The organism is Streptomyces sp. NPDC005017, from assembly GCF_042873115.1.
In the GTDB taxonomy this organism is placed as follows: domain Bacteria; phylum Actinomycetota; class Actinomycetes; order Streptomycetales; family Streptomycetaceae; genus Streptomyces.
Map to the genome: position 1 here is coordinate 213,754 of NZ_JBIALD010000008.1, position 11,773 is coordinate 225,526.

General features: G+C 73.3%; 10 protein-coding genes and 1 riboswitch. Of the genes, 3 read left to right on the plus strand and 7 right to left on the minus strand.

The genetic code is table 11. The features are described from left to right. Window positions 1–39 precede the first annotated feature (39 nt). Window positions 40–1,074: a septation protein SepH gene (sepH, locus tag ACFYR0_RS15120; protein WP_389326825.1), complete on the plus strand. Its 1,035-nt coding sequence runs from the start codon at window positions 40–42 to the stop codon at window positions 1,072–1,074. Between the two features lie 273 nt (window positions 1,075–1,347). On the opposite strand, the gene ACFYR0_RS15125 is transcribed toward sepH, so the two are convergent. Then, complete coding sequence (locus tag ACFYR0_RS15125) at window positions 1,348–2,199, minus strand: sulfurtransferase (RefSeq protein WP_389326827.1); 852 nt, start codon at window positions 2,197–2,199, stop codon at window positions 1,348–1,350. Window positions 2,200–2,503: 304 nt separating this feature from the next. Here ACFYR0_RS15125 and ACFYR0_RS15130 point away from each other — a divergent pair, with 304 nt between their 5' ends. Continuing rightward, the gene (locus ACFYR0_RS15130; RefSeq protein WP_389326829.1) at window positions 2,504–3,307 is read left to right on the plus strand and encodes a VOC family protein; all 804 of its coding nucleotides are present in this window, start codon (window positions 2,504–2,506) and stop codon (window positions 3,305–3,307) included. A 43-nt stretch (window positions 3,308–3,350) separates the two neighbouring features. Here ACFYR0_RS15130 and ACFYR0_RS15135 read toward each other — a convergent pair whose 3' ends face one another. The 4 genes from ACFYR0_RS15135 to ACFYR0_RS15150 form a co-directional block, all read right to left on the minus strand. Next, window positions 3,351–4,004, minus strand: a complete 654-nt coding sequence (locus ACFYR0_RS15135) for a thymidine kinase (RefSeq protein WP_389326831.1) — start codon at window positions 4,002–4,004, stop codon at window positions 3,351–3,353. A 44-nt stretch (window positions 4,005–4,048) separates the two neighbouring features. Next, window positions 4,049–5,239 (minus strand): alkaline phosphatase family protein, encoded by a 1,191-nt coding sequence (locus tag ACFYR0_RS15140; RefSeq protein WP_389326833.1) that lies wholly within the window; start codon window positions 5,237–5,239, stop codon window positions 4,049–4,051. Next, entirely contained in the window at window positions 5,239–5,835 is a 597-nt protein-coding gene (locus ACFYR0_RS15145) for a DUF5998 family protein (RefSeq protein ID WP_389327099.1), read from the minus strand. The genes ACFYR0_RS15140 and ACFYR0_RS15145 overlap by 1 nt, the downstream gene beginning before the upstream one ends. A 98-nt stretch (window positions 5,836–5,933) precedes the next feature. Then, the gene (locus ACFYR0_RS15150; RefSeq protein ID WP_389326835.1) at window positions 5,934–8,819 is read right to left on the minus strand and encodes a GNAT family N-acetyltransferase; all 2,886 of its coding nucleotides are present in this window, start codon (window positions 8,817–8,819) and stop codon (window positions 5,934–5,936) included. A 244-nt stretch (window positions 8,820–9,063) separates the two neighbouring features. Here ACFYR0_RS15150 and ACFYR0_RS15155 point away from each other — a divergent pair, with 244 nt between their 5' ends. Further along, entirely contained in the window at window positions 9,064–9,345 is a 282-nt protein-coding gene (locus tag ACFYR0_RS15155) for an HPr family phosphocarrier protein (RefSeq protein ID WP_266474265.1), read from the plus strand. Between the two features lie 215 nt (window positions 9,346–9,560). Here the strand turns inward: ACFYR0_RS15155 and ACFYR0_RS15160 are convergent, their stop codons facing one another. Both ACFYR0_RS15160 and ACFYR0_RS15165 read right to left on the minus strand, forming a co-directional pair. Beyond that, a complete protein-coding gene (locus ACFYR0_RS15160; protein ID WP_389326837.1) occupies window positions 9,561–10,256 on the minus strand; it encodes a GntR family transcriptional regulator in 696 nt (231 codons plus the stop codon). A 302-nt stretch (window positions 10,257–10,558) separates the two neighbouring features. Continuing rightward, a complete protein-coding gene (locus tag ACFYR0_RS15165) occupies window positions 10,559–11,326 on the minus strand; it encodes a M23 family metallopeptidase (RefSeq protein ID WP_389326839.1) in 768 nt (255 codons plus the stop codon). Between the two features lie 13 nt (window positions 11,327–11,339). Continuing rightward, window positions 11,340–11,501, minus strand: a riboswitch (cyclic di-AMP (ydaO/yuaA leader). Window positions 11,502–11,773 lie beyond the last annotated feature (272 nt).

The window sequence follows — 11,773 nt, forward strand, 5'->3', positions numbered from 1 at the left end:
ACGCACGTGACGTCGGCAGGCACCACCCGGGAGGTCCCCATGCCCGAACTGCGTGTCGTGGCCGTCTCCAATGACGGCACACGGCTGGTGCTGAAGGCTGCGGACAGTACGGAGTACACGCTTCCGATCGATGAGCGGCTCCGCGCCGCCGTGCGCGGCGACCGTCCCCGCCTCGGCCAGATCGAGATCGAGGTGGAGAGTCATCTCCGCCCCCGCGACATCCAGGCGCGTATACGCGCCGGCGCGACCGCGGAAGAGGTCGCCCAGATGGCCGGCATCCCCGTCGATCGCGTACGGCGTTTCGAGGGCCCCGTGCTGGCCGAGCGCGCCTTCATGGCCGAGCGCGCGCGCAAGACACCCGTACGGCGTCCCGGCGAGAACTCCGGCCCACTGCTGGGCGAGGCCGTCCAGGAGCGACTGCTGCTGCGCGGCGCCGAGAAGGACACCGTGCAGTGGGACTCCTGGCGCCGCGACGACGGCACGTGGGAGGTCCTGCTGGTCTACCGCGTCGCCGGGGAGCCGCACTCCGCGAGCTGGACGTACGACCCGCCCCGGCGGCTCGTCCAGGCCGTCGACTCCGAGGCGCGCTCGCTGATCGGCGAGTCCGACGACCTCGGCTCGCCGGAGCCCAGCTTTCCGTTCGTACCGCGGATCGCCCGGCTGCCGCGTGACCGCCCGCTGGACCGTACGGCCGACCGTGAGCGGCCGAGCCTGCCCGCGCCCGCGCCGGAGCCCGTGGAGGAGACCGCGAGCGAGCGGGACTCGCTGACGAGTCTGCTGGAGGCGGTGCCGAGCTTCCGGGGCGACCTGGTGGTGCCGGAGCTGCCCTCCGCGGAGCCCGTGGAGGAGCCCGTCGACGAGCCGGTGGCGGAGGAGCCCCCGGCCCCCGCGGCCTCGGCCGGTTCCGCCTACGCGGACGTCCTCATGCCGCGCTCCGTCGGCAGCCATCGCGACCGTCTCGTCGGCGCCACCGACCGCCAGGCCGAGGCCGACGGCGTCCGGCCGGGCCGCCGGGCGGCCGTCCCGAGCTGGGACGAGATCGTCTTCGGCACGCGCCGCAAGAAGCAGGAGTAGCTCAGGAGCGGCGAGGGAGCGGTGCAGGGGTAGCACTCCTCCGAGTGTCAGGGCCCGCGCGCGGGTTGACGCCCTCGCCGTCGGGTAGCCGCCTCACGCTGTGCGTGGCGCGAGGTCGTGTGTCCGTCCTGCCTGCCTCGAAGAGACGGCGCCAGGGCACCCATTCCAACGGCGTTCCGGCCGACGGCCCTTGGGCGTCGGCCGCGACGCCGAGGGCGTCTCACCCGTCGACCCGGGGCCTACACCCCCCGCGCCCCGCGGCCTCCGCCCGCGTCACTGCGGGTCCGGGCCCACCGCCACCGGACGGGAGGGGTCACGGGACCACTCCGACCACGAACCGACGTACAGGGCTGCCGGAATGCCCGCGACGGCCAGGGCGAGGACCTCGTGGGCCCCGGAGACGCCGGAACCGCAGTAGACGCCGACCCGGGTGCCGTTCCCGGCGCCCAGGGCCGTGAAGCGCTGCCGCAGGGCCTCCGGGGACAGGAAGCGGCCGTCCTCGGCCACGTTGTCGTCGGTCGGGGCGGACACCGCGCCGGGGATGTGGCCGCCGACCGGGTCGATGGGCTCGACCTCGCCCCGGTAGCGCGCTCCCGCGCGGGCGTCGAACAGGACGCCGGAACGGGCGAGTCCGGCCGCCCCGTCGGCGTCGAGCAGTCCGACGGCACCCGGGGCCGGCTGGAAGTCGCCCTCGGCGGGCGCCGGGCGGTCGGTCGACAACGGGCCCTCCCAGAACGGCAACCCGCCGTCCAGAACACGCACGTCCGGGTGACCCGTCCACCGCAGCAGCCACCAGGCCCGCGCCGCCGCCCAGCCCTGGCCGCCGTCGTACACGACCACACCTCGCGTGGAGGTGACGCCCGCGCGGCGCATCGCGGCACCGAATCCGGTCACATCCGGCAGCGGATGCCGCCCGTTCGTGCCCGGCTCGGAGGCCAACTCCCGGTCCAGGTCGACGAAGACCGCGCCGGGAACGTGCCCGGCGGCGTACTCGGCGCGCCCGTCGAAGGGCGGTTCGCCCGCGGCCTTGGCGACGCTGAGCTGCCAGCGGACGTCGAGCACCACCGGCGGGTTCTCACCGGTCAGTTCGCTCGCGAGTTCGGGTGCGGAGATGATGGCGTTCATGGCCCCCATCCTTGCGCACGGGGTGGCCCGAGCGTCCAGGTCCGGCTACTCTGCCGGACCTGACCGGTCACCGCACGTACGGAATCGGGCACATGCTGTACAGCCGATCTCCACCCGTCGGCAACCACACGGAAACGGCCGGGAAACCGCGCGCCGGGCATCCTCCGGCGTGGAGCGGCTCACCGGCCGCACCACGGCGGCGCGCCCGGAGCGCACCGGACCACGGGTGGTGCGAGCATCGGCACCGGAATCCGCAGAGCGAAGGCGACACGGCCACCGCGAAGGGGCCGAGGAGAGAGTGACGATGACCGAGGCACGGGGTTCGGCCGGCCAGAACGGCGCAGCACACGCCCGGCGCGCGCCCGGCACGCCCTGCTGGGTGAGCCTGATGGTGCACGGGCTGGCCTCGACCCAGGAGTTCTACGGAGCGCTGTTCGGCTGGGAGTTCCGGCCGGGCCCGCGGCAACTCGGGCCGTACCTACGGGCCGTGCTGGACGGCCGGGAGGTGGCCGGCATCGGTCAGCTGCCCCCGGACCGGCAACTGCCGATCGCCTGGACGCCCTATCTGGCCTCGGACGACGTGAACCAGACCGCCGAGACCGTCCGGTTGTGCGGCGGCACGATCGGGGTGGGGCCGCTGGACGCCGACGAGGCCGGACGGCTCGCGATCGGCTCGGACCCCTCGGGCGCGGTGTTCGGCATCTGGCAGGCGGCTTCGCACCTCGGCGTCGCCGTCACCGGCGTACCCGGCGCGACCGCCTGGAACGAACTGCTGACCTTCGAGTCCGCCACCGTCCTGAAGTTCTACGAGACGGTCTTCGGCTTCGAGCGCCGCCCGGCCGACTCCCCCGACTCGGACGACATCACCCTGCTGCTGCGCGGCAGCCCCGTCGTCAACATCCGCGGCGTCGGCAACGCCCTTCCGAGGGACCGTGGCTCCCACTGGCTGACGTACTTCGAGGTCGCCGACGTCGACGGGACGCTCCCCCGTCTCACCGCCCTCGGCGGCCACGTCCTCACCCCGGCCCATGACGGCCCCTGGGGCCGTACAGCGGTCGTCACCGACCCGGAGGGCGCCCGCTTCGCCCTGATCCGCAGCAACGCCTGACGCTCGGCTCCCGGCGGGGTACGTACGGGCGCGGCCGGTGCCGTCAGGCCGGCTGCACCGGCAGGACGTCCGGGGAGAGCGCCGCCGCGCGGGCCGAGGCGGCGGTCATGCGGCGGCGGTGGTGGCGGCGGCACAGGACCTCGTAGCCGACGATCTCGTCGGCGGACTGGGTGACGTCGCCGACGACCACCTGGGCGCCCTCGACGACCATCTCGCCGCCGACGGTACGGGCGTTGTGGGTGGCGCGGGCGCCGCACCAGCACAGTGCCTCGACCTGGAGGACCTCGACGCGGTCGGCGAGCTCCACGAGGCGCTGGGAGCCGGGGAAGAGCTTGGAGCGGAAGTCGGTGGTGATGCCGAAGGCGTAGACGTCCAGACCCAGGTCGTCGACGACACGCGCGAGCTGGTCGATCTGCTCCTCCGCGAGGAACTGCGCCTCGTCGGCGATCACATAGTCCGCGCGCCCACCCTGCGAGAGGAGGTCGACGAGGTAGGCGTACAGGTCGGTGCCGTCCACGACCTCGACCGCGTCCGTCACCAGGCCGAGGCGCGAGGAGAGCTTGCCCTCGCCCGCGCGGTCGTTGCGGGTGAGGATCACACCCTGGAGGCCGCGGGCGGAGCGGTTGTGCTCTATCTGGAGAGCCAGCGTCGACTTCCCGCAGTCCATGGTTCCGGAGAAGAACACCAGCTCGGGCATGGGAAAGTGAGCACCTTTCGGCGTGGGGGACATACGGAGCGGGGTCAGGAGCGTACTTCGAGCAGCGGGACGAGCTGCTCGACCGGGGTCATCGAGCCGTGGTTGCCGACCATGACCGACTCCTTGGGCTCCCGCTCGGAGGCGATGATCAGGACGTCGTCCCGGGCGGCCGCGACGACATCGCCGATCCGGCCGTACACCCGCTCGTCGATGTGCGGACCGAACCAGCCCGCCGCGATCGCCTCGTCCCGGGAGGCCACCCAGAACTGCTCGCCGAGCACCTCGCGCCAGCAGGTCAGGACGTCGTTCTCGGCGCCCGGGAGCGCGTAGACGTGCCGGGCGCGGCCCTCGCCGCCGAGCAGGGTGACGCCGGCCTGGAGCTCCCAGTCCTCGTCGAAGTCGATCCGGTGCTGCTCGTCGAACGGTACGTCGATCATGCCGTGGTCGGCGGTGACGTACAGCGCGGTGCGCGGCGGGAGCTGCTCGGCGAGGCGCTGCACGAGCCGGTCGACGTACATCAGCTGGCCGCGCCAGGTGTCGGAGGCGACGCCGTAGCGGTGCCCGGCGCCGTCCAGTTCGGCGTAGTACGTGTAGACCAGGGCGCGGTCGGCGGCGGCCAGCTGCTCGGCCGCGAAGTCCATGCGCTCCTCGCCGGTCAGCCGCCCGTGGAAGGTGCCGCCGCTGAGGGCGACCTTGGTGAGCGGGGTGTTCTGGAAGGCCGGCGAGGACACCTGCGCCGCGTGCACACCGGCGTCGGAGGCGAGCTGGAAGACGGTGGGGTACGGCTGCCAGGCGACCGGGTCGCTGTAGGGCTGCCAGCGGAGCTGGTTCATCAGCTCGCCGGTGGCCGGATTGCGCACGGTGTAGCCGGGCAGGCCGTGGGCGCCGGGCGGCAGACCGGTGCCGACGGAGGCGAGGGAGGTCGCGGTGGTCGCCGGGTAGCCCGCGGTGATCGGGCGGCCGGTGCCGCCCCGCGAGCTCGCCAGCAGCGAGGCCATGAACGGGGCCTCGTCCGGGTGCGCCCGCAGCTGCTCCCAGCCGAGGCCGTCGATCAGGAAGACGCAGGCACGGTCGGCGGCGGCCAGCTCGGGGATGGCCGCTGCCGTGCCGGGCACGCCCATGCCGGCGGCGAGCGTGGGCAGCAGGTCGGCGAGCGAGCCGCTGCCGTACTCGGGTACGGGCGCGGACGCGACGGCGAGGGGTTCCGGGTGGTCCCAGGAGGCGGCGTGCACCATCAGCGGGCGGTGTCCGCGGTGGCCTCGGAGATGGCCTGGGCGAAGACGAGCGCCTGGCGCACCGTCTCCGGCCCGTCCCCGGCCTCGCTGACGCGCAGGCTGAGGTCGTCGGCCGTGGAGCTGCCGGTGTAGCCGTGGTCGGCGTCGCAGTTGGGGTCGCCGCAGGCGGCGGGCTCCAGGTCGATGCGGGAGACCGCGCCCCAGCCGATGGTCAGCACGACCTCGCGGGGCAGGGTGCCCGGCGCGTACTGCTCGGGGTTGGCCACGACCCGGCTCACCACGACCGACGAGATCCGGTCGAGCTTCACCGACTCCGTGGAGGTGGTGGCGTACGGCGTCGGAGAGGTGGTGTCCGCGGCCTGCTCGTCGGTGTGGCTGACGATGAACCGGTTGCCGGTGAGGACGAGCACGGTCACATGCCTGCGGACCTCGTTCTGGTCGAACGTGGTCTCCTGGTGGACCAGGTACGACCGGATGGGCTCGCCGCCCACGGCGGCCTCCACCGCCTCGGCCACGAGGGCCGGGTAGTAGCCGCTGCGCTCGATCGCCGCACGCAGCCCCTGGGTCGTCGTACTGGTCTTGGCCATGACGTCCATCCTACGGTGGCGCACTGACTGCGAGGGACCGGTCACGCACTCCCCGGTGTACCGGGGAGTGGCCTGAGGTCCTCATACCCAGGGACGGCCCGTGGGCATCAGTACGCGGGCAGGGTGCGCGGGCCGAGGTCGTCGCGCGCGGGCGGCGGGGCCAGGCGGACGGTGGCGCCCAGGACGCTCAGGCCGTGCGGCGAGACGACGACCGGCTCCAGGGTGACGGCCACCACCTCGGGATGGTCGTCGACCAGCCGGGAGACGCGCAGCAGCAGCTCCTCCAGGGCCGGGGTGTCGACCGGTGTCGAACCGCGCCAGCCGAACAGCAGCGGCGCCGTCCGGATCGACCTGACCAGCGAGGTCGCCTCCCGGTCGGTGACCGGGATCAGCCGGTGCGCGGTGTCCCCGAGCAGCTGGGACGCGGCCCCGGCCAGCCCGAACGACAGCACGGCACCCGCCGCCGGGTCGATCACGGCCCGTACGACGGTGTCGACGCCGCGCGGTGCCATCCGCTGCACGACCGGACGCAGTTCCTCGGGCGAGCCGAACAGCTCGGTCAATTCGGTGTACGCCCGCCTCAGTTGCTCCTCGTCGGCGAGGTCGAGCCGGACCCCGCCGAGGTCGGCGCGGTGGCGCAGGTGGGGCGCGGTGGCCTTCAGGGCGACGGGGTACCCGAGGTCCAGTGCGGCCCGGGCGGCGGCGTCGGGGGCGGGGGCGGGCAGGGCGCGCAGCACCCTTATGCCGTAGGTCCCGAGCAGGTCGCAGGTCTCGTCGGTGCCGAGGGTGAGCCCCTGCCCGCGTGCGAGCAGTCCGCCGATCAGTCCGGCGGCCCCCTTCTCGTCGACGTCCTCGTACTCGGGCACCTTGCCCGGGTCCGTCGCCTCCCGCCGCCACTGGGCGTACTTCACGGCTTCGGCGAGGGCGCGCACGGCCCGCTCGGCGGCGGGGTAGGCGGGGATGAGGCGGGGGGCCGTGGGGCCCGCGGGGGTGGTGGGGCTGGTGCCCGGCGCCACGGCGGGCGGGTCGGCCGGGGCGGCGGGCTGTCCGGCCGGGGTGGCGGTGGCGCGGCGCAGGGGCCGGAAGGGGTGGGGGGCGGCCGCCCGGTCCCCGCTCTGGGGCGCGGTGCTCGTCGCGGCCGACAGCGCGGCGGCCAGTCCGCCGAGCTCGACGTGCACGACCAGTACGGGCTTGCCCGGTGTCTCCGCCGCCGCCGACCGCAGGGCCTCCGCCAGCTCCGCGTCGTCGGGCGAGCCCTCCCCGATCGCCGGGATGGCCGTCACGACGACCGCGTCACACGTCTCGTCGGCCAGCGCCCGGGACAGCGCTCGCCGGAAGTCCTCCGCGGAGGCCCCCGTCGTCAGGTCCAGCGGCGGCAGCGGCCGCAGGTCCTGGGACAGGCAGGCGTCGTACGTCAGCAGCCCGAGGGACTCGGAGTTGCCGAGGATCGCCACCCGGGGGCCGCCGGGCAGGGGCTGGCGCGCGAGCAGCAGTCCCGCGTCGACCAGCTCGGTGATCGTGTCGACGCGGATCACCCCGGCCTGCCGCAGCAGCGCGGACACCGTGTCGTGCGGCAGCCGCGTCGCCCGTACCGCGTGGCCCTGCGGCGCGGCGCCTCCGTGCCGGGCGCCCTGCACGACGACCAGCGGCTTCATCGCCGCCGTCCGCCGGGCGAGGCGGGTGAACTTGCGGGGGTTGCCGATGGACTCCAGGTACATCAGGGCGACGTCGGTGTCCGGGTCGTCGTACCAGTACTGCACGACGTCGTTGCCGGAGACGTCCGCGCGGTTGCCCGCGGAGACGAAGGTGGACACGCCGGTGACACCGGTGACGCCGCCACCACGCCGGTGCAGCCGGGACAGCAGCGCGACGCCTATGGCGCCGGACTGGGTGAACAGGCCGATGCGGCCGGGCCGGGGCGGTTCGGGCGCGAGGGAGGCGTTCAGGCTCACCTCGGACGAGGTGTTGATGATCCCGAAGGCGTTGGGCCCGATGATCCGCATGCCGTACGCGCGCGCGTGGCGGACGAGTTCGCGCTGGCGCGCGCGGCCGTCCTGCCCGCTCTCGGCGTATCCGGCGGAGATCACCACGAGCCCCTGCACCCCGTGCTCGCCGCACTCGGTGACGACGTCGGGCACGCGTGGGGCGGGTACGGCGACGACCGCGAGGTCCACCGGCCCGGGGATGTCCCGCACCGAACGGTGGGCGGGCACCCCGTCGATCTCCTTGAGGTCCTCCGGGAAGGCCCGGTTGACCGCGTACAACTGCCCGGTGAAGCCCGCCTGCCGGATGTTGTCGAGGATGCCGCGGCCCACGCCGCCGGGCGCGCGTCCGACGCCGACCACGGCGACGGACCCGGGGGCGAGCAGCCGCCGCACGGACCGCGCCTCCGCACGCTGCTCCCGCGCGCGCTGCACGGCGAGCGAGCGGTCGGTGGGTTCGAGGTCGAACTCCAGGCGTACGACGCCGTCCTCGAAGCTGCGCTTCTGGGTGTACCCGGCGTCGGTGAACACCTTGATCATCTTGTTGTTGGCGGGCAGCACCTCGGCGGCGAACCGGCGGATCCCGCGCTCGCGCGCGACGGCCGCGACATGCTCCAGGAGGGCGGAGGCGACACCGCGCCCCTGGTGGGCGTCCTGCACCAGGAACGCCACCTCGGCCTCGTCGGCGGGGGCGGAGGCGGGCAGGCCGTCGGCACCGATGCGGTCGTAGCGCACGGTCGCGATGAACTCGCCGCCGACGGTGGCCGCGAGGCCGACCCGGTCCACGAAGTCGTGGTGGGTGAAACGGTGGACGTCCTTTGCGGACAGGCGCGGGTAGGGAGCGAAGAAGCGGTAGTACTTCGACTCGTCGGAGACCTGCTCGTAGAAGCTGACCAGGCGTTCGGCGTCGTCCGCGGTGATGGGGCGGACGCGCGCGGTGCCGCCGTCGCGCAGCACCACGTCGGCTTCCCAGTGGTCGGGGTACTCCTGCCGGTCCGGCGCGCTCTGCATGGGGCCCAGCGTACGGCTCGCGTACGACAACGGCGCGGGGCAGTCTGTGGAGAAAACAAGCCGGGCCGCGGTCCGGCGGCCGGGCCGGCGCGGGACGGAGGGCCCTTCCCGTGCGGGACGGAGGACTGCTCCGGCGCGGGACGGAGGACCGTTCCGGGCACCCTCACAGCGGACCGTTCCGGGCACCCTCCACGGTGTGGAACACTGGTCTAGACAACCCTGGGAAAGTGAAGGGCAGCATCACATGGCTGAGCGCCGCGTCAACGTCGGCTGGGCCGAGGGTCTCCACGCCCGCCCCGCCTCCATCTTCGTCCGAGCCGCCACTGCCTCAGGCGTCCCGGTGACGATCGCCAAGGCCGACGGCAACCCCGTCAACGCGGCCTCCATGCTGGCCGTCCTCGGCCTGGGCGCCCAGGGCGGCGAGGAGATCGTGCTCGCCTCCGAGGCCGAGGGCGCGGACGTCGCCCTCGACCGTCTGGCCAAGCTGGTCGCCGAGGGTCTCGAGGAGCTCCCCGAGACCGTCTGAGCGGCCCGAGCAGCTCACGTACAGAAGCCGCGTCACCCGTCCGGGTGACGCGGCTTCTGCCGTTTCCCGGGACACCGGCAGCAATTCCCGCGGCGGGCGAGAGAACTCTCCGGGCATACCTTGGAGCGCACAGCCGGAATTACCGGCGCACGCGAAAAAGGCAGCGGAAATACACCTCCACCGCGAATATCTCCTCTTTGTATACGGCGCGCTTGTTAATGCCGCAGACCCGACATGTTTACGGGATGTTGCGAAGTCCTCACGCGGTCGGCGCGGTCCACCGCGCCGGGAATGCGCAGCCGGTGCGCCGCGCTCGCCCGCTCGGCGTGCAGGGCGGTGACCGCCCGCGCGCGCTCGCTGTCGCCGCGCGCCACCGCGTCCACGATCGCGCCGTGCTCGGCCCAGGACTCCACGGGACCGGCCGGCGGCTCCACGGAGTACATCCAGGCGATCTTGTGTCGCAGCAGGGTCAGCACGGAGATCAGCGCGGGGCTTCCGGAGGCCTGGGCGAGCGTCTCGTGGAACCAGCTCCCCAGGGACCTCAGATCGTCGCTGCTGCCCCGTCTGGCCCGCTCCTGGCCCAGCCGCACCAGACCGCGCAGCACCTTCAGATGGGCCTCGGTGCGGCGCTGCGCGGCCCGGGAGGCGCCGAGCGGCTCCAGCAGCATGCGCATCTCCAGCAGGTCCGCGGCCTCCTGCTCGGTGGGTTCGGCGACACAGGCGCCCGCGTGCCGCCGGGTCACCACGAACCCCTCCGCCTCCAGCGTGCGCAGGGCCTCCCGGACGGGGACGCGCGAGACGCCGTAGCGCTTCGCCAGCACTTCCTCGGTGAGCCGGCCGCCGCGTTCGTAGACACCCGCGACGATGTCGTCCCGGATCGCCGTGCACACCGAGTGCGCCGGAACACGCATGACCGACCTCCGCATTAATCCCCGTGAAACGTCGACGATTGACGTGTGTTCAGCGACTCTATTGCAATCACGCCGAATTTCCGAAGGCCGGCCGGAATCCATGAATATTTTTTGGACATACGACCGCCTCCGGACGGCCGAATCGAACGCTCGGCGACGGGCGGCGAACACCTGGGCTACAGGAGCGGCGCCCCTCCGAGGGGGCGGGAACGTCGAAAGCCCCGGCCGTGACGGCCGGGGCTTTCGGTACGGCGTACGTGGTCACCCGCTGAGCGGTGCCCACGTGGGCGCGGACACGGGGATCAGATGTTCACGCCGTGCGAGCGCAGGTAGGAGACCGGGTCGATGTCCGAGCCGTACTCCTCGCCCGAGCGGGCCTCGAAGTGCAGGTGCGCGCCGGTGACGTTGCCGGTGGCGCCGGACAGCCCCAGCTGCTGGCCCGGGACGACCGACTGGCCCACCGCGACGGCGATGGAGGACAGGTGGCCGTACTGGGTGTAGGTGCCGTCGTGCATCCGTACGACCACCTGGTTGCCGTACGCGCCGCCCCAGCCCGCCTCGACGACGGTGCCCATGCCGACGGCCTGGACGACCGTGCCGCTGGCGGCGTGGAAGTCGACACCGGTGTGGCTGCCGGAGGACCACACGGCGCCGCCGGTGCGGTAGCCGGTGGAGACGTAGGAGCCGGCGATCGGCGACACGAAGGTGTTCAGACGCTTGCGCTCGGCCTCGCGGGCGGCGCGCTCCTCGGCCTCGCGGGCGGCCTCCGCACGCTCCTCCGCGCGCTTCTTGGCGGCCGCCTCGGCACGCTGCTCGGCGAGCGCCTTCTCGGCGGCCAGCTTCTGCGCGTCGGCCTGGGCGTCGATCTGGTCGGCGACCGAGTCGCCGAGGGTGATGACCGGCAGCAGACCGGTCTGCTCGGTCTCGGGCTGCTCGGCTGCGAGGGCCGGAGCGGCCAGGGTGCCGATGGCGCCGGTGGTGGCGAGCGCCGCGACGCCCGCCGCGCGGACGGTGCCGCGCTGCATCCGGCTGGGACGGCGGTGCTTCCCGGTGGCGCGGGTGAACGCCATGTAGTGGCTGGTCCTTTCCTTCCTTCTCGCCTACCGGGTTAGCTGACGGGTTCGGAGCAGGAAGGTCTCCTACGGACCCCCTCGCCTGCGCGCGGGCGTCCGATTCACCCCAGGGACTTCGGTGGGTCCCCGGCTCCCCTGGCTCGCGCCGTGGGGGACTCGGCGATGACTGTCCGGTGCCGCGGCTGCGGCGCACTGCCTGACGAACAGCCCGCATGACGCTAAGGGGACTGTCTTCCAATCCTCAAACCGATCAGAGGATTTGTAGCGCATGCCACAGGGCAGATGGGACTTCTCTCCCGCAATCCCCTGTCAATACAGACAAAAACGGGCCCTGGTGACACTCCGGTCACCAGGGCCCCGCGCGCGCGTGACGTGGATTGTCCGCGTTCGGGTCCTTCGCGCTCGTCACCGCAGGACCTCACGCGCGTGACGCCGGCCTCCTCG

What these genes read in the sequence shown, in the direction of transcription:
- sepH (WP_389326825.1), top strand. Translation starts at nt 40, where the DNA reads ATGCCCGAACTGCGTGTCGTGGCCGTCTCCAATGACGGCACACGGCTG.
- ACFYR0_RS15125 (WP_389326827.1), bottom strand. Translation starts at nt 2,199, where the DNA reads ATGAACGCCATCATCTCCGCACCCGAACTCGCGAGCGAACTGACCGGT.
- ACFYR0_RS15130 (WP_389326829.1), top strand. Translation starts at nt 2,504, where the DNA reads ATGACCGAGGCACGGGGTTCGGCCGGCCAGAACGGCGCAGCACACGCC.
- ACFYR0_RS15135 (WP_389326831.1), bottom strand. Translation starts at nt 4,004, where the DNA reads ATGCCCGAGCTGGTGTTCTTCTCCGGAACCATGGACTGCGGGAAGTCG.
- ACFYR0_RS15140 (WP_389326833.1), bottom strand. Translation starts at nt 5,239, where the DNA reads ATGGTGCACGCCGCCTCCTGGGACCACCCGGAACCCCTCGCCGTCGCG.
- ACFYR0_RS15145 (WP_389327099.1), bottom strand. Translation starts at nt 5,835, where the DNA reads ATGGACGTCATGGCCAAGACCAGTACGACGACCCAGGGGCTGCGTGCG.
- ACFYR0_RS15150 (WP_389326835.1), bottom strand. Translation starts at nt 8,819, where the DNA reads ATGCAGAGCGCGCCGGACCGGCAGGAGTACCCCGACCACTGGGAAGCC.
- ACFYR0_RS15155 (WP_266474265.1), top strand. Translation starts at nt 9,064, where the DNA reads ATGGCTGAGCGCCGCGTCAACGTCGGCTGGGCCGAGGGTCTCCACGCC.
- ACFYR0_RS15160 (WP_389326837.1), bottom strand. Translation starts at nt 10,256, where the DNA reads ATGCGTGTTCCGGCGCACTCGGTGTGCACGGCGATCCGGGACGACATC.
- ACFYR0_RS15165 (WP_389326839.1), bottom strand. Translation starts at nt 11,326, where the DNA reads ATGGCGTTCACCCGCGCCACCGGGAAGCACCGCCGTCCCAGCCGGATG.